We start from the raw sequence: 17,007 nt of genomic DNA on the forward strand, positions 1-17,007 counted from the left end.
GCGATCGGGTCAGCGCGTGCGCAGGTCCAAGCCGAGCGAGCGGAGTTGGTCCGCGGGACGGTGGTAACCGCGCTCGAGGTGGTGAACTCCCCGCAGGACCGAGGTTCCCTCTGCAGCAGCCGCTGCGATGACGCTGGAGAACCCGGCGCGCACGTCGGGTATCTCCACCTCGGCTCCCTTCAACCGGGATACACCTCTCACGACGGCGGAGTGAAGGTTGCTCGTCTCGTAGAACCTGCACGCCGGTCCTCCGAGGCAGCTCGAGAACAACTCGATCTCCCCGCCCATCTTCTGCAGTGCCGGAACGTATACGAATCTGTCCTCGTAGACCGTCTCGTGCAGGACCGACATGCCTTCCGCCTGGGTGAACAGCACCATCAACGGCGTCTGCCAGTCGGTCATGAACCCCGGGTGCACATCTGTCTGCACCGCCGCAGCTCTCAACCCGTCCGGTGCAAACGCCGCCATGCCGTGGTCGTCGACGTCGACGACGGCGCCCATTCGCATCAAGGTCGTGATCGCCGTGACGAGACGATCCTGCTCGCATCCCACCACCCGCACCTGCCCTCCGGTGAGCAGACCGGCGACGAGGTAGCTGAAGGCCTCGTTGCGGTCGCCCTGCAGGCGCGTGCGGGCTCCGCGTAGGCGCTCGACTCCCTCGATGACGATGACACGGTCGGGCTTCAGCTCGATCCTCGCTCCCATCCGCTGCAGGAACAGCGCGAGTTCGAGCACCTCAGGCTCGGTCGCCGCTCCTCGGATGACGGACCTGCCTTCGGCCATCGACGCCGAGAGCAGCGCCGACTCGGTCGCTCCCACGCTCGGATAGGGCAACTCGATGATCGTTCCTTGAAGGCGGGTGCACTTTGCGGAGATCCCCTCATCGGTCACGTCCACCTCCGCGCCGAGCGCTCTGAGCGCGTCGACGTGGAAGTCGACCGGCCTGCTGCCGAGCTGATCGCCGCCGACGCGCGGCACGAAGGCCTCGCCCGTCAGGTGGAGCAATGGGCCCAAAAGGAGCACGGGGATCCGGTTGAGCCCGCTGAACGAAAGCGGGACCGCAGGAGTCACCTCCTCCGGCGGTGTGACGGTGAGAGAGTCGCCGGAGCGCTCGACCCCGGCTCCGATGGCGGTGAGGATCCTCGCGGTGATATCGACGTCGCCGACCTCGGGGACGTTGGTGATAGTGCTGGTTCCCTGGCCGAGCAGTGCGGCCACCATGTGCTTGGTAACAGCGTTCTTGGAACCATGCACCTGTACCTCACCGCGCAGCGGTCCCGCCGGTTCGATCACCCACGCGTCGGACACGGATCAACCGTACCCGCTCGGCCGCTCGGCGCCTCCCGTTTGCCAAGCTGTTGGTGTGTCCCTCCCCGCCCAGCCGACGAAGATCCTGGTCACATCGCCGTCGACCACTGTTCCGCAGTTCGGTGGACCCGGCTCGGTGATCACCATAGAGGGGGGCCCGAACGCGACCGCCAACATCCCGGGGCCGCGCAGCGACCCTGCCGACTTCTGGGGGAGCGGTCTCGTCATCGTCGCAATCCTCGTTTCCATTGCGGTAGCGAGGTTCGTCTTCCGGCGTCCTGGTCCGCCGGCGCCGCCTGCCGAAGGCCCTCGATGACGGAATCGCCGGATACCTCCCCTATATCCCACTGACGGGGCTGCGGTCCGACGTCCAAGGCGCCAGGGGAGCCTCCACCAGTCGCGCGAGCTCCAATAAGACGTGGTCGTAGTTGACCCGCCATCCCTTCCACGCCGTCCACGCCGCTTCGCGATCCCCTTTGACCGGAACGCCGGCGGCAGCCATCTCGTCGACGTCTTTTTCCCATTCGGAGCGGTTGATCGAGATCGGCCCGTCGGGCGGCGGGTCGGGGTCGAAGCGGATGCCGAACAACTCCGCGATGCGCCGCAACGTGAGGTAGCCCGCGCGGAGGCAAAGCTGCGCGTCCGGGTCCACCGGGTGCTCGACGGCGCCCACCCAGAACGCGGCTCCGTCGAGTAGAGCACCGGCGGCGGTGACCCACGAACGGTCGGGTTGGGGAGAGCGGAAGAACACCAGGATGGGAAACGTCGAATGCGTCTCCTCGACGTCGGCGAACCAGGCTTCCCATTGACGCCACAGTTCCGTCAACCGGTATGGGCCTTCTTCGATCAGTTGGAACCGTATGAGCATCGTCGCCGCGCGTGGGGGGATGCCGGCTCGGACCTGCAGCAGAGCCACCCCGTTCTCTCGTCTGGAGAATGCTCCATAGATGCTCGGCAGGTAGGTGATGAGCAGGGCGAGTATCAGCAGGCCGATACCCGCCTCGGCGTAGGTCAGCAGCAGGGGTCCGACGCCGGCCGCCGTCGTCGTGCCAAGTGTGAACATGGAAGATCCCGACAGCTCGATCGCTGCCGACACCGATCGATCCGTCACCCCCAGGTAGATGAGGGTGAACCCGCCCAGCACCAGAACCAACCAGGACGCGAGGATCGCGAGAAGTGCGACCGGACCGAGCATGGCCATGATCCGATCTCGTGACTCGTAGTTGTCGGACCGGCGCGCTCTGAGCCTGAACAGCGCGCGCACGACGGAGACCACCGCGCTGGACACGCGGCTCTGGGTCCCCCGCGGCAGGACTGTCGTGCGGATCGCCGACAGAATGGTGGCCACGACCACGGCCGCACCCACGACGCCCACGAACACCCTCAGGGCGACGGGCATGCCTGCTTGTTAGGCGACCGACGCTGTCGCCGGGTCCCAGGAGCGGAGGTTCCTCAGCCGCGGGTCGTTGGAGAACATCTCCACGATCGGTGCCGAGAGACCCAGCCGTTTCTGGATGCGCTCGATTTCGAGCTCCTCGTTCCAAAGCAGGAGGGTGACTGCAAGGCCCTCCCGTCCGGCGCGTGCGGTCCTGCCCGAGCGGTGCAGGTACGACTTGTGGTCCTCCGGTGGATCGAAGTGGACGACGACGTCGACACCCTCGACGTCGAGCCCGCGCGCGGCGACATCTGTCGCCACGAGAACCGGAAGTCTGCCGTCGGAGAAGCTCTTGAGGGCGCGCTCGCGCATCTGCTGGCGGAGGTCGCCGTGAATCGCGCGCGCGTTGACTCCTTCCGCGCGGAGCGCGTCGGTCAGCCGGTCGGCGCCGCGCTTCGTCCTGCAGAACACGAGAGCCCGCTCGGCGCCGGCGCAGATGGCCGCAGTGACCCGGACCTTGTCCATCTGATGCACCCGGATGAAGCGATGGCCCATCGCCGTCACGGTCTGCTTCGCGGACTGCACCTCGTGGTGGACAGGGTCGGTGAGCTCGTGGCGGACCAGGCGTTGGACGTCCCCGTCGAGGGTGGCAGAGAAGAGCATCGTCTGGTGCGGCTTGATCAGGTGCCGCAGCAGCCACTCGACCTGTGGCATGAACCCCATGTCGGACATGCGGTCCGCCTCGTCGAGGACGACGACCTCCACCTCACCCAGGTCCGCGGACCCGCGCTGGCGCAGGTCGATCAAGCGGCCGGGTGTGGCTACCAGGATGTCCGTCCCCGCTTCGAGCGCCTTGATCTGCGTGTCCATCCCGGTGCCGCCGTAGCAGGCCGTCAGCCTGAGGCCGGCGATGTGAGCCAGAGGATCCAGCACGTCGGCCACCTGCCTCGCCAATTCCCGCGTGGGCACGAGGATGAGACCGAGGGGCACTCGCTTGCCGCCGGCGTTGGACCGTGACGTCTCGACTCGCTGGATCAACGGGAGCCCGAAGGCCAGCGTCTTGCCCGACCCGGTCTTCGCCTTGCCGCACACGTCACGGCCGGCGAGGCCGTCCCGGATGGTCAGCGCTTGTATCGGGAAGGGCTCGATGATTCCTTGGCCCGCGAGGGCATCTACCAATTCGGGGGCGACCCCGAGCCCGGCAAAGGACCGGGCCGGCTCGGTGTTTGTCAAACCTGCTCCTGGTGCATCTTGTGGGAACCCGGTGCGACGAGACGATGCAAGACGACTCCGGGCCTCGCGACCGGAGCTGTCGTGCCGGCCGCCCGGGCACCCCTCCGGGGCCCGCTACCGCTTTCATGGTAGCGGGTCCACGGTCGAGGCCCCTGGATAACCTTGCACCGGTGACCCTGCCCCTGTTCGACGACGAAGCTGCGCGGTCACCGAGGACGCTCACCCTTGTCCGCCTCGCGGGTGAGATTGCTCGCAGCCTCGGAGGTATCGGCCGGGTGGCCGTCGAGGGTGAGGTCCACCGGCCGACCGTCTCGAGAGGTGGCTGGACGTTCTTCACCTTGAGGGATCGCGCCGCACAGGTGTCCGTCGTCGTCCCTGCGACGAAGGCCCGTCGTTGCCGGGCCGTCTCTGGTGAGCGTGTCTGCGTGACCGGGGGCCTCCAGTGGTCGGCGGACAGGGGCCAGGCCCAACTCGTGGCCGAGGAAATCGTGCCCGTGGGGGAGGGGGCGATCGCCGCCCTGATCCTCGAGACCCGCCGCGTGCTGGAGTCGGAGGGACTCATCGGCCGCAACCGCAGGACGATCCCGGTGCTGCCGCGCGCCATCGGCGTCGTGTGCGGCAGCGATGCGGCGGTCCGCAAGGATATCGAATCCGTCGTCGCTGCCCGTTTTCCCGGTTACCCGCTCCACTTCGAGGAGACGACCGTGTCGGGCCCGGGGGCATCAGTGTCCATCGTTGACGCTATGCGCGAAGTCGTATCGCTCCCGGATGTCGACGTAGTGATCGTCGCGCGGGGAGGCGGGGACGCCCCGTCGTTGCTGCCCTGGAGCACAGAGGAGGTCTGCCGGGCGGTCGCATCGTGTCCGGTGCCCGTCGTCTCCGCGATCGGGCACGAGGGGGACCGCCCTCTGTGCGATGAGGTCGCCGACCTGCGGTGCGGTACCCCGTCGCTCGCCGCGACCGCGGTGGTCCCCGACAGAGACGGGCTCGCGTCGGCGCTCGATGCCGTCCTGACCTCGGCGTCCTCTGGTCTGGCCGAAATCGCGGACCGGGCACATCGCAGGATCAGCGCCTCCGACCCCGGGAAGGCGCTCGACGCCGGCTTGGAGCGAGCATCGTCGCGCCTCGTTCATGCAGGACAACGGTTGGCCGACTGCCACCCCGCCCGCCGGCTGGACTCGTGCAGGTCCCGCCTCCTCGCCGCCGACCACCGCCGCCCGGCCGGCGAGATCATCGGTCGAGCCGCCGGCCGGCTGGCTGCCGATCTGCGCCACCTCGGTGCGCTGTCGCCGCAACGCACTCTCGAACGTGGGTACTCGATCACCACCGGACCGGAGGGTCGCGTTCTCCGACGCGCCGCGGATGTCGGCTTGGGGGATCCCATATCGGTGACGCTGGCGGAGGGAAGGTTGCACGCGCAGGTGACGAAGGTTGAGGAGGCAGGTACCAGTGGCTGAACCCACCGCCGACGACGAGCGGACCTTCGAGGAGCTCATCGCGGAGCTCGAGCAGGTGACCGAGGTGCTGGCGGCCGGAGAGGTCGGAATCGAGGCGGCGGCAGACCTCTACGAGCGCGCTCAGCGGTTGCACACCCTCGCCTCCGAGCGGCTGGCACGCGTTCAGGAAAGGGTAGAAAGGCTCAGCCGCGGCTAGCTCCACTCAGAGGCTGGCAACGGCGAAAAGCGGCTACCACTCGATCGACCAGCACCTGTCGTCGAGATCGCCGGGACTCCACCATCGCCAGATTCCCCCGACCGCTCGGCCTGTCATCTGCGTCCAGGCGACTGCGTCGCGCCGTTCCACTCGGCGAACCACTTGGCGGATCCCGCCCTCGTAAACCGAGTACCCCGCCCATTGGCCCGGGTAATCCTTGGTCGACCCGACCTCGACGACCGTGACCCCTCCGACTCTGTAGCGGCGGTTCCTGTGAGTGTGCCCCGCGATGACCAGGCTTCGCGCGTTGGCCGCACGGAGTCCCCTCGACAGCTCTCGCGAGTCCGCCCACCCCAACGGCGGCGGGTAGTGGGTGTGCACCGGCCAGCGCCGCAGCGGGTGGTGCAGCGCGACCACGACGGGCAACGCCGTGTCGCGGGCGGCCCCGATCACTTCCTCGATATCGGTGGAAGTCATCCTGCCTACGTGCCGGTCCGGCACGGGAGTGTGGCTCAGCACCAGCCTCAAGCCGTCCATGTCGACCACTCGCGTGCTGGCAGCGGCGATGAACCCTTGGGCGCTGAGCATGTCGGCCGCGCGCTCGACCGGAACGGGCCCGCGGACATCGTGATTGCCGAAAGTGATCGCGACAGGGACGCTCGCACGGCCAAGGACGTCGACGGCCGTCTCGTACTCCGCTGCCTTGCTGTCCTGAGTCAGATCCCCTTTCGCAACGATCATCGACGCACCCCAGTTCTCGGCCTCCTCGATGGCGGAGGCGGCACACCGCACGGGGTACGGCTCCAGGCCATCGGGGCGAGGCGCCGGATCGTGGAGCCGGTGAAGCGCGCCCAGGCGTCGTTCGCCGAAATGGCAGTCGCTGATCGTGGCGAACCGCGAGAGCAGCCTTCCAGGTGGCTTGCCCAGCGTCGTGGCCACGGCGACACGTCTTCGCGGAATGCCATCCCCGGAAAGCAGGACGTCGTAAGAGGTGGACGGTTCGAGGCCTGGAGCCGTCAGGGCCCCCGGTCCGCCGTTTCCCTCACCAGCGCGCAGACCACCGGTTCGCCGGTACCACTCTGGCGGGGTCGCGTCCACGTCGAACGACTGGTCGCCGATCTGGAACCTGACCTGGGCTCGCTGTAGCCGGGACCACGTGATCTGCAGCGAGTCGTGCTCGACCGCAAACACGCTCACGGCTCCGCGCAACAGGGACGGCATGCCCCTCACCGGGGTTTACCGTTCGCCGCGTTGTGGAGATAACAGAACCCAAGGTGGCGGGTCCCACGCCGGGTGGGCGGCACCATCGCCGCCCATCTGGCGCGACACCCGCCACCGAGGGGGTTGCCGGGCACTAGCCGCCGAGAGTCGCGGCGATCGTTCCCCGCAAACGAGCTGCAAGAGCCACGTTTATGTCGAGACGTTCGAGGATCTGGTCGAGGCGCGGTCCCGAGATCACCATGTGGGATTCGGCGCAGAATTCGTGGACGCTCTGCGCAACACCCGGATCGGCAACGGACTGCAGTGCTTCGAAGATCCGGAGTATCAGCTGCGGCGTGAAGCGCTCGTTGAGCAGATCCCAGTTGGCCTCTATCCACGTCCAGGCGGCTCGTGTAGCCCCCGGATGCGCCAGGACGGAACCGATGAGGAACGGAGCGTCCTGGGCCCTGACCTCGTCGCTGCCAGCCAGCACCAGGGTGCGTTCGATCAGATCGGGTTGACGAGCTTCGGACAGCGCGTAAAGGAACCGGAGCTTCTCCTGAGGGTTGTCGTTGGCGCGGTAGTGGTCGGCGACGAGCGACCACTCGCGATTCCCGCCGGCCGCTACGAAGATCCGTAGCGCCGTGCCTACGACGTCCGGGATGAGGCCGATGTCACCAGATCCTTCGTCTCGAGGGTCCGGTCCCCGAGCGTTCGGCTTGGCCTTCCCCCTGAGGAAGTGCTCGACGCGCTCTGCAACCTCCCGGCGTAGCTGCAAGTCCTCGCCGACGAGTCCCATCACGGAGAGCGCTCTTGCGCGGGTGACACCTGTGCGCCGGTCCTCGCCGGGGCGCGGCTCCCACCCCAGACGCCCCCAGATCTCGGTCGCCAGCTCTCGCGCGAACGAGATCACAGCGTCGCTGTCCCGACCATGAGCCAGGGATCGCAGTAGAGAGATCATGGACGACAGCGCAGCCCAGACGTCTGCGTCGTCGTCCGATGAGAGGGCTTCGGCAAGCGACATCCACTCCGATAGCTCGACCGTGCCCGCCACCACCCCGGCCCAGTTGTCGGCGAGCAGATCGAAGCGTTCGAGCGGTTCGCACAGATCGACGAGACCGCGCTCAGCCAGAGCGCCGAGCAGATCCTGCGAGTAGTGGGTGCGGTAGAAGCCGGATGCTCCGTCATTGGCGATCACCCAGTCGACCGGCCCGTCGAAGGTCACGGTGTGCTCTGACCCGTCCAGCAACAGGCGTTGCCTTTGTACCGTCCCTGCGACCGACGCGCGCAGGGTGACCGGGATGATCCAGCGTTCAGGGCTGAGCGTCCCGTCGTAGAGGAAGCGCCGTTGACGGAACTCCAGGGTCGACCGGTCCGGTCCCGTTTCGACGGCCACGACGGGGTGGCCGCGCTGGCGGATCCAGGAGTTCATCATCGTGCGGACCGGCTCGCCCGACGTCGTCTCGAGCGCATCCCAGAGGTCGGTCGTCTCTGTGTTGCCGTAGGCATGTGTCCGCAGGTAGTGCCCGATGCCCTTCCGGAACGTCTCCGCTCCGAGGTACTGCTCCAGCATCCGGAGGACCGCACCGCCCTTCTGGTAGGTGAGGACGTCGAACATCGCCTCGGCCTCTTCGGGCGCTCCCACGTCGAACTCGACCGGCCTGGTCGCGCGAAGCCCGTCGATCGCCAGTGCAGCCGACCTCCCGGCAGCAAAGTCGTTCCAGACCCGCCAAGCCGGGTTGAAGTCGTCGGTGGTGATCAACTCCATGAAGGTGGCGAAGGCTTCGTTGAGCCAGATCCCGTTCCACCACTTCATGGTCACCAGGTCGCCGAACCACATGTGTGCGGTCTCGTGCGCGATGACCGTCGCGACGCGCTGCAGCTCGAGCTGTGAAGCCCGCTCGGGGTCAACGAGCAACGAGTGCTCCCGGTACGTCACGCAACCGAGGTTCTCCATCGCCCCGAACGAGAAGTCCGGGATGGCGATGTGGTCGATCTTCTCGGCGGGGTAGGGGATCTCGAAGTAGCCGGAAAGGAACCGAAGGGCGTGGACGCCGGCCTCGACAGCGAACCCGGTTAGATGCCCTTTCCCCGGTACCGAAGCGATTCTGAGCGGGACGCCGTCGGCATCCGCGGGTTCGGTCAGGTCGAACGGTCCGACGATGAACGCCACGAGATAGGTGGACATCCGGATTGTGTCTGCGAACCGGACACGTTTCCGCCCGCCGCCCAGCGGGGTCGAGTCGATCTCCGCGCCGTTCGACAAAGCGGCCAGTTCTTCGGGCACGACGAGCGACACCGAGAACACAGCCTTGAGCTCGGGTTCGTCCCAGCACGGGAACGCACGCCTCGCGTCGGTAGCTTCGAACTGGGTCGCCGCGATGGTGTGAGTCGACCCCTCGGTATCCGTGAACGTGCTGCGGTAGAAGCCGCGGAGCTGCCGGTTCAGCGATCCGCCGAAACGGATATGCAGCTTGTAACCCTCCCCAGGGCTGAGTTTCCGCGCAAACCCCAGCTGAATCCGCTGTGCCTCCTGCTCGACGGTGACCTCCGCCGGCAGGAGCTCGCCGCCAAGCGTCTCGAGGGCCGCCTCCTCGATGGAGAGATCGAGTGCGTTCAGGACCAGCAAGTCGGTCGGCTCCAGGACGCTCACCGTGATCACCTCGGAACCCTCGAAGCGGGCGCGCCCGATGTCGACGGAAAGTTCGATCTCGTATCGCTCTGGGCGAGCGACGAGCGGCAGCCGATAGTCCGAGGCCTGCGACACAGAATCTCCTCCCTGGCCGTCCCAAGCGGGCCAACGGGTCACCCTACTGGGGTACCCACCTTCCGGGTGACACGCCGGCGGTAGCGTGGACCAGCATGGAAAACAACGAAAGAGTCGTCACTGTCGGCCACGCCATCGTCGACGTTCTGTCGCCGTCCGACGACGGGCTGGTCGAGCGGCTCGGCCTGCACAAGGGCACGATGGCGCTGGTGGACGGCGAGAAGGCGGAGCTGATCTACTCCTCGCTGGGCCCGGCGACCGAGGCCTCCGGCGGCTCGGCAGCGAACACGGCGGCCTGCCTCGCCTCCCTCGGCGAGCCGGTGGTGTTCGTAGGAAAGGTGGCGGCCGACCCGCTTGGAAAGGTGTTCTCCCACGACATCCGCGCTGCCGGAGTTCGCTTCGACTCGGCGCCGGAGAGTCGGGTGGACGCCGGCACCGGGCGGTGCCTAATCCTTGTCACGCCTGACGCGGAGAAGACGATGTGCACGAACCTCGGCATCGGGGCGATGCTCGGCCCCGCCGACGTCGACGTGGCGTCGATCACCGCTGCCGAGATCGTGTACATGGAGGGCTACCTCTACGGTGAGCGGCACACCGACCAGGCGGTCGAAGAGATCATCCGGGTCGCGAAGGCCGCCGGTACCAAGGTTGCGCTGTCTCTGTCCGATCCGGCCTGGGTCGACCTGAACGCTCCCCATTTCGACCGGATACTCGATCAGGTGGATCTTCTGTTCGCCAACGAGGAGGAGGCCCGCCGCATGACCGACTCGGGCGACGCGCAAAGTGCCGTGGAGGTGCTGGCCGAGCGGTGCGAAACCGTCGTGGTGACCCTCGGTGCACAAGGTTCGCTGGTGCGAACAGGGCGCGACCTGGCTCGCGTCCCGGCGGCGCCGGTCGACCACGTCGTCGACACCACTGGCGCCGGCGACAGCTACGCCGCGGGGTTTCTGTACGGTTTCGTCAACGACCTCGGCCCCGAGCGATCTGCCCGTCTCGGTGCCCTGGCCTCGTCCGAGGTGGTGTCGCACCTCGGCGCACGGCCGCTGCGATCGTTGGCCGAGCTTGCACGGCGATCGGGCCTCACGGTTTGAAGGCGACCCGGCTAGCGCAGGACGTCAGCGACCGCGGTTCGGCTTCTGGCCGTGGTTGGCCTTCTTGCGTCGAGCCCGCAGGCGGGCCTTGTGGGTGCGCTTGGACATGGCCGGCCAGGCTAGGCGAGCCGCCCGCCTCGGGCCAAGCCGCCGGTCCTCGCGGAGGCCCTAACCTGCAGAGCAAATGGAGAAAATAGGCATCGTCGGGCTCCCCAACTCGGGGAAGTCCAGTCTTTTCAACGCATTGACCGGCGGTTCCGCGCCCGTCGCCCCGCATCCGTTCTCCACAACCGAGACCGCTGTCGGTGTGGCACAGGTTCCCGACCACCGGCTCGACAAGCTCGCCGAGATGAGCGCCAGCCGCAAGGTTGTGCATGCGACCGTGGAGTTCGTGGACATCGCCGGCCTGGTGGCGGGTTCGTCCGCCGGCGAGGGGCTGGGCAACCGTTTTCTGGCCGGGATCAGGGAAGCCGACGCGCTGTGCCTGGTCCTGCGTTCCTTCGAGGACCCCAGCGTCCCAGGTGACTCCGACCCCCTGTCGGATCTCGGGGTGCTCGAGCTGGAGCTCGTCCTGGCCGACGCAGCCACCGTGGACAGCCAGATCGACAAGCGCCGGAAGGCCGCCAAGGCCGACAGGTCGCTCGCCTCCGAGGTCACCGCTCTCGAAAGGGCCAAGGAGCAACTGGACTCCGGGGTGCCTGTCTACCGCTCCAAGCTCGACGCCGATGATCGGGCGTTGCTCAAGCCCTTCTTCCTTCTCACCAACAAGCCGGTCTTCGCCGTCGTGAACCTCGGAGAGGATCAGGTTGCCGCCAGCGAGTCGATCGTGAAGCCGGTGGCCGACGAGCTCGGTACCCACGGAGACGTGCTCGGTGTCAGCGTCGAGCTCGAGGCCGAGGCGGCGCAGCTGGACGCATCGGAGCGCGCGGAGTTGATGGAGGGTCTGGGGCTCGGCGAGGGGGCGCTCGCCCGGGTCGCGAGAGCCTCGTACCACATGCTCGGCCGGCGGACGTTCTTCACCACAGGTGACAAGGAGAGCCGAGCGTGGACGTTCCGCGCCGGCGCGCGAGCACCCGAGTGCGCGGGGGTGATCCACTCGGACCTCCAGCGCGGTTTCATCCGCGCGGAGGTGATCCGCTGGGATGAGCTGCTCGGACTCGGTTCCTGGCACGCCGCCAAGGAGGCCGGCAAGCTGCGGATCGAGGGCAAGGACTACGAGGTCGTGGACGGCGACGTGCTCGAGATCCGTTTCAACGTCTGAGCCCATGTCGTGGTTGCTGCGCGAGGACGACGTGCTGGCCGCCGTCGAGGAACGGCGCCCTGGTTGGCAGACCAGCATCGCCGGGGTGGTGATCATCGGACGGCCGGGACTGGTCCAGACCGTCACCCGGTCTGCCGCGGCCGATCTCGACACCGCATGGTGCGTGTCAACCGAGATCGCAGCCGACCGCGGAGGATTCCTCGTCAAGCGCGTCTCCACGCTGCCGGCCCGCCGGTGCAGTCTCCCGCGGTTCGGGGCGGGAGTGCTGGTCGTGGCTCCGGTCGGTTCGTTCGAACGGTGGAAGCTCTGTGTGGGCGACTGCCTGGAGGTGCGCGGATCTTGACCGAAGGGCGCGTCGTCCTCGTGGGCACCCCCATCGGCAACCTGGGCGACCTCTCGCCGAGAGCCCGCGAATCCCTCGCCGGCGCGGCGGTGATCTTCTGCGAGGACACACGCAGGACGCGCAAGCTCCTCAGCGCCGCCGGCATACCGGCACCTCGGCTCGTGGCGATGCATCAGCACAACGAGTCCGCCGCGAGCGCCGAGGCCCTGGCCCTCGCCTGCGGGGGCGGCGTGGTGGCGGTGGTCTCGGATGCGGGGATGCCCGGTATCTCGGATCCAGGGACGCGGCTGGTGGCACTGGCCGCCGGTGAGGGTGTTCCGGTCGAGGTGGTCCCGGGGCCGGCGGCCTTTCTCACCGCCCTAGTGGGGTCCGGCCTGCCGACGGCAAGGTTCTGCTTCGAGGGGTTCCTGCCCCGGCGTGGGCGGGAGAGAACCGAACGCCTCCGCGCGATCTCGGCTGAAGCCAGGACGACGGTCCTCTACGAGTCGCCGCGCAGGGTCGCAGCGACCCTCGCCGATCTCTCGTCGGCCTGCGGTCACAACCGGCGGGTCGCTCTCGGCAGGGAGCTGACCAAGCTCCACGAGGAGTTCTGGCGGGGGAGACTCGGCGACGCCCTCGAATGGGTCGAGGCGGGAGAACCCCGCGGGGAGTGGGTCATCGTCCTCGACGGCGCCGCTCCGGAGCCGATCACGGCAGGCGAGGAGGAGATCACCTCCGCGCTTCGAAGGCATCTGGCCGCCGGGGAGACCCGCAGGACGGCGGTCGACGCTGTCGCCGCAGAGTTGTCCATCCCGAGACGCCAGGTGTACGAGCTGGCGATAAACCAAGCGCGCGACCAGCCGTAGTTCCACCTAGCCTCGTCCTGTGGCCCGCTTCTACGTCACCACTCCGATCTACTACGTCAACGACGCGCCCCACATCGGCCACGCCTACACCACGGTCACCGCGGATGCACTGGCCCGGTGGCACCGTCTGCTGGGAGACGACGTCTACTTCCTCACCGGCACCGATGAGCACGGGCTCAAGGTGCAGCGCGCGGCCCAGGCGAACGGTCTAACCCCCCGGGAACATGCCGATCGCACCAGTGAGCGCTACCGGCAGGTGTGGGCGTCGCTCGACATCAGCAACGACGACTTCATCCGCACCACCGAGCCGCGCCATTACCGCGCGACCGAGAGTCTCATGCAGGCTGCGTACGACAACGGGTGGATCGAGTTGCGGCCGTACGCCGGCTGGTACTGCGTGTCGTGCGAGGCGTACTACACCGAGGCAGACCTCATCGACGGCAGGCGCTGCCCGATCCACCGGACCGAGGTCGAATGGCTCGAAGAGGAAAACTACTTCTTCAAACTGTCCGAGTTCGCCGGCCGCCTCCTCGACTGGTACGAGCGCGAACCCGGTGCTGTGACTCCCGAAGCGAAGCGCAACGAAGCCATCGGTCTCATCCGCGGTGGTCTGCGCGACATCTCCATCTCGAGGACCTCGATCTCCTGGGGGGTTCCCGTCCCGTGGGACAGCGCGCACGTCTTCTACGTCTGGTACGACGCGCTGATCAACTACGCCACCGCCATCGGCTACGGCAGCGACCCCCATCGGTTCGCGGATTGGTGGCCATCCGTGCACCACCTGATCGGCAAGGACATCCTCCGGTTCCATTGCGTGTACTGGCCCGCGTTGCTCATGGCAGCCGGCATCGAACCGCCGGCACGCATCGCGGTGCACGGATTTCTTCTCGTGGGTGGCGAGAAGATGTCCAAATCGGCGCTCAACCAGATCTCGCCGGCTGACCTGTTGCCAACATTCGGGGTGGACGGATTCCGCTATCACTTCCTGAGGGATCAGGCGTTCGGGCCGGACGGCGACTTCTCCTACGAAGGGATGGTCGCCCGCTACAACTCGGACCTCGCCAACAATCTCGGCAACCTTCTCGCCCGCGTCTCGACGGTGGTCGAGAAGAAATGCGGCGGAATCGGCCCCGCTCCCGACCCGTCGAGTGATCTCGCGCCCATAGCGGCCTCAGTCCTAGAGACGGTGACGGCGGGGTGGGATCGCATCGCGCCGAGCGAGGCCCTGGAGTCGACCTGGCGGCTGGTCCGGGAGACGAACGCAGCACTGGAAGCCGCAGAACCCTGGAAGGCCGAGCCGGGTCCGGAGGTCGACAGGGTGCTGGGGGACGCCCTGGAGGTGCTGCGTATCGTCGCGGTGCTTGCCAGCCCAGCGCTCACTCGTGCCTCGCAGGAGATCTGGCGGCGAATCGGGATGGAGGGAAGCGTCCTGGATCAGCGACTACCCAAGGCGGCCTCCTGGGGCGGCTACCCGGGTGGCTTGGCAGTCGAGCGTGGCGCCCCGCTGTTCCCGCGGATCAAGGACTGACCGCGGTGTGGACCGACAGCCACTGTCACGTCCCCTGGGAGGGGATGGGCCTCGAGGTCATCGAGGAGGCCCGCGATGCCGGGGTCGCGAGGTTGGTGAGCATCGGGACGGACGCGGCCACCTCCGCCGCTGCTATCGAAGTGGCCCGAGCCAATCGAGGGGTGTGGGCGACCGTCGGTCTACATCCGCACGAGGCGAGTTCGGGCGTGGACACGGTTGCCGGTCTGCTGTCGGGTGCCGATGCGTCGGTGGTGGCGGTCGGCGAGTGCGGGCTCGACTACTTCTACGAGCATTCGCCACGAGACGCGCAGAAGGAAGCGTTTGCGGCCCAGATCGCTCTGGCCAACCAAATGGGTCTCGCGCTCGTCGTGCACACACGCGACGCATGGGACGATACGTTCGACGTGCTGCGGGCGGAAGGAGTACCGGAACGTTGGGTGCTCCATTGCTTCACCGGGGGCCCGGACGAGGCGAGAAAGGGGCTGGATCTTGGGGCGATGCTCTCGTTTTCCGGGATCGTCACGTTCAAGAACGCCGGCGAGGTGCGGGAGGCTGCCGCGATCTGTCCCCTGGAGCGGATGCTGGTCGAGACCGACAGCCCGTTCCTGGCTCCGGTACCCCATAGAGGCGAGACCAACACGCCGGCGTTCGTGCCGCTCGTGGGGGCCGCCGTAGCGGACGCCCGCGGGGTTCCGGTCGAGACGGTCGAGCGAGCCACGTGGGACAACGCCGAGCAGGTCTTCCGGCTGAGCGAACTGACGTGACGCTGACGGCCCGCGAGGTCGGCGACCTTCTCGCATCACACGGCCTGCGTCCGAGCCGTGCCCTCGGGCAGAACTTCGTCGCAGACCCCAACACCGTACGCCGGATTGCCCGGCTCGCCGAGGTGGGGCCGGGAGACCGCGTCGTCGAAGTGGGCCCGGGGCTGGGCTCGTTGACCCTCGCTCTGGCTGAGACAGGCGCAACCGTGACAGCGGTAGAGGCCGACCGGCACCTGATACCGGTGCTCGAGGAGGTCCTGGAAGGCACCGGTGTCAGGGTGGTCCATGCGGACGCGATGCGGCTCGATTGGACCGCTCTTTTGGGTGACGACCCGGGGTGGGTGATGGTCGCCAACCTTCCGTACAACATCGCGACTCCTCTCGTCGCCGACGTCCTCGACTCGGTTCCGGCCGTGAGCAGGATGCTCGTGATGGTCCAGAGGGAAGTGGGCGAAAGGCTCGCCGCGAAGGTTGGCGATGAGGCGTACGGGGCGGTGTCGGTGAAGGTTTCCTACTGGGCGACCGCTTCGATAGCCGGCCGGGTTCCGGCGTCGGTATTCATCCCCCGGCCCAAGGTCGAATCGGTCCTCGTGTCGATCACGCGCCGGCCATCGCCCGCAGTCGACCCGTCGTCGGTGTCTCCGGATCTGCTGTTCGATCTCGTCAGAGCCGGGTTCGGGCAGCGTCGCAAGATGCTGCGCCGCGCCCTCGCAAATCGGGTGCCTCCGGCCGCTTTCGACATGGCCCGTATAGAACCCGAGCAGCGCGCGGAAGAGCTGTGTGTTGAAGACTGGGGTCGCCTCGCCGCTGCTGTCCGGGCCGTAGCCGAGCGAGATTCACGTGCCTGACGTGTTGCGCGCCCACGCGAAGCTCACCCTGTCACTTCGGGTTACCGGCGTGCGCGACGACCGATACCACCTGCTTGACGCGGAGATGGTTTCCCTCGATCTCGCCGACACGCTGGAGTTCTCGGCCGGAGACGGCCTCGAGATGGAACTCGACACCGGTGGATTCGCAGGCACCGTCCCGTCCGGTTCGATTCCCTTGGATGACGAGAACCTTGTCCGAAGAGCCCTGAAGGTCCTGGGCCGTAGGGCGCACGTCCGCCTGCACAAGCGGATTCCGGCCGGCGCCGGTCTCGGGGGGGGATCCGCCGATGCCGCCGCCGTTCTGCGCTGGGCCGGTGTGGTCGACCTGGACCTAGCGGCGACCCTTGGAGCGGACGTGCCCTTCTGTCTCGTAGGAGGAAGGGCCCGCGTGACCGGTGTGGGCGAAACGGTCGAACCCCTCGACGTCGACTTGATTGCCGGGCGCGCCTACACGCTGTTGACACCGCCGCTGCACGTCTCCACCGTCGAGGTGTACAGGCAGTGGGACCGCATGGGTGGCCCGACCGGCGACAACGGCAACGATCTCGAACCAGCCGCTCTCGCGGCCTATCCCGACCTGGCTGTATGGCGCAACCGCCTCGGTGACGATACCGGCGAGACTCCCATGCTTGCCGGGAGCGGCGGGACGTGGTTCGTCGAGGGCGACTTTCCCGAATCGGGTCGTGTTGTGCGGGTCTGTCGTCCGTCGTGAACTGAGATAACGCTGAGACGCTGGACACAAGTAGCTCCTGTCGTTACGCTTCGGAAACACG

16 protein-coding genes are annotated in these 17,007 nt (G+C 67.5%); 11 read left to right on the forward strand and 5 right to left on the reverse strand.

All coding sequences use genetic code 11. The annotated features are described in order from the left end of the window. Window positions 1-9 precede the first annotated feature (9 nt). Window positions 10-1,308: a UDP-N-acetylglucosamine 1-carboxyvinyltransferase gene (murA, locus tag VNF71_06780; GenBank protein ID HVA74254.1), complete on the reverse strand. Its 1,299-nt coding sequence runs from the start codon at window positions 1,306-1,308 to the stop codon at window positions 10-12. A 55-nt stretch (window positions 1,309-1,363) separates the two neighbouring features. Between murA and VNF71_06785 the strand changes: the two genes are divergently transcribed. Further along, entirely contained in the window at window positions 1,364-1,624 is a 261-nt protein-coding gene (locus VNF71_06785; GenBank protein ID HVA74255.1) for a hypothetical protein, read from the forward strand. 21 nt (window positions 1,625-1,645) lie between these two features. Here the strand turns inward: VNF71_06785 and VNF71_06790 are convergent, their stop codons facing one another. Both VNF71_06790 and VNF71_06795 read right to left on the reverse strand, forming a co-directional pair. Further along, window positions 1,646-2,707 (reverse strand): hypothetical protein, encoded by a 1,062-nt coding sequence (locus tag VNF71_06790; protein ID HVA74256.1) that lies wholly within the window; start codon window positions 2,705-2,707, stop codon window positions 1,646-1,648. 9 nt (window positions 2,708-2,716) lie between these two features. Continuing rightward, entirely contained in the window at window positions 2,717-3,916 is a 1,200-nt protein-coding gene (locus VNF71_06795; GenBank protein ID HVA74257.1) for a DEAD/DEAH box helicase, read from the reverse strand. 170 nt (window positions 3,917-4,086) lie between these two features. Between VNF71_06795 and xseA the strand changes: the two genes are divergently transcribed. Together xseA and xseB are read left to right on the forward strand one after the other, a co-directional pair. Beyond that, window positions 4,087-5,373, forward strand: coding sequence for an exodeoxyribonuclease VII large subunit (gene xseA, locus VNF71_06800; protein ID HVA74258.1), 1,287 nt, complete (start codon window positions 4,087-4,089; stop codon window positions 5,371-5,373). Continuing rightward, window positions 5,366-5,569 (forward strand): exodeoxyribonuclease VII small subunit, encoded by a 204-nt coding sequence (gene xseB / locus VNF71_06805; GenBank protein ID HVA74259.1) that lies wholly within the window; start codon window positions 5,366-5,368, stop codon window positions 5,567-5,569. The genes xseA and xseB overlap by 8 nt, the downstream gene beginning before the upstream one ends. Before the next feature lie 33 nt (window positions 5,570-5,602). Here xseB and VNF71_06810 read toward each other — a convergent pair whose 3' ends face one another. After that, window positions 5,603-6,766, reverse strand: a complete 1,164-nt coding sequence (locus tag VNF71_06810; protein HVA74260.1) for a metallophosphoesterase — start codon at window positions 6,764-6,766, stop codon at window positions 5,603-5,605. A 157-nt stretch (window positions 6,767-6,923) separates the two neighbouring features. Beyond that, on the reverse strand, window positions 6,924-9,536 hold the full coding sequence (locus VNF71_06815; GenBank protein HVA74261.1) for a M1 family metallopeptidase: 2,613 nt from the start codon (window positions 9,534-9,536) through the stop codon (window positions 6,924-6,926). Window positions 9,537-9,631: 95 nt separating this feature from the next. On the opposite strand from VNF71_06815, the gene VNF71_06820 reads away from it, so the two are divergent. The 8 genes from VNF71_06820 (at window position 9,632) to VNF71_06855 (ending at window position 16,946) form a co-directional block, all read left to right on the forward strand. Beyond that, window positions 9,632-10,627, forward strand: a complete 996-nt coding sequence (locus VNF71_06820; GenBank protein ID HVA74262.1) for an adenosine kinase — start codon at window positions 9,632-9,634, stop codon at window positions 10,625-10,627. Window positions 10,628-10,811: 184 nt separating this feature from the next. Beyond that, a complete protein-coding gene (gene ychF, locus VNF71_06825) occupies window positions 10,812-11,888 on the forward strand; it encodes a redox-regulated ATPase YchF (protein HVA74263.1) in 1,077 nt (358 codons plus the stop codon). Window positions 11,889-11,892: 4 nt separating this feature from the next. After that, window positions 11,893-12,231: a hypothetical protein gene (locus VNF71_06830; GenBank protein ID HVA74264.1), complete on the forward strand. Its 339-nt coding sequence runs from the start codon at window positions 11,893-11,895 to the stop codon at window positions 12,229-12,231. After that, the gene (gene rsmI / locus VNF71_06835) at window positions 12,228-13,076 is read left to right on the forward strand and encodes a 16S rRNA (cytidine(1402)-2'-O)-methyltransferase (GenBank protein ID HVA74265.1); all 849 of its coding nucleotides are present in this window, start codon (window positions 12,228-12,230) and stop codon (window positions 13,074-13,076) included. Before VNF71_06830 ends, rsmI begins: the two co-directional genes overlap by 4 nt. 19 nt (window positions 13,077-13,095) lie before the next feature. Next, complete coding sequence (metG, locus tag VNF71_06840) at window positions 13,096-14,604, forward strand: methionine--tRNA ligase (protein HVA74266.1); 1,509 nt, start codon at window positions 13,096-13,098, stop codon at window positions 14,602-14,604. A gap of 5 nt (window positions 14,605-14,609) precedes the next feature. After that, window positions 14,610-15,368, forward strand: a complete 759-nt coding sequence (locus tag VNF71_06845) for a TatD family hydrolase (protein ID HVA74267.1) — start codon at window positions 14,610-14,612, stop codon at window positions 15,366-15,368. Beyond that, the gene (gene rsmA, locus VNF71_06850) at window positions 15,365-16,213 is read left to right on the forward strand and encodes a 16S rRNA (adenine(1518)-N(6)/adenine(1519)-N(6))-dimethyltransferase RsmA (GenBank protein ID HVA74268.1); all 849 of its coding nucleotides are present in this window, start codon (window positions 15,365-15,367) and stop codon (window positions 16,211-16,213) included. The genes VNF71_06845 and rsmA overlap by 4 nt, the downstream gene beginning before the upstream one ends. Further along, window positions 16,206-16,946, forward strand: coding sequence for a 4-(cytidine 5'-diphospho)-2-C-methyl-D-erythritol kinase (locus tag VNF71_06855; protein HVA74269.1), 741 nt, complete (start codon window positions 16,206-16,208; stop codon window positions 16,944-16,946). The genes rsmA and VNF71_06855 overlap by 8 nt, the downstream gene beginning before the upstream one ends. Window positions 16,947-17,007: the final 61 nt, after the last annotated feature.

It is taken from the genome of Acidimicrobiales bacterium (genome assembly GCA_035533095.1).
Taxonomy (GTDB): Bacteria; Actinomycetota; Acidimicrobiia; order Acidimicrobiales; family Palsa-688; genus DATLUM01.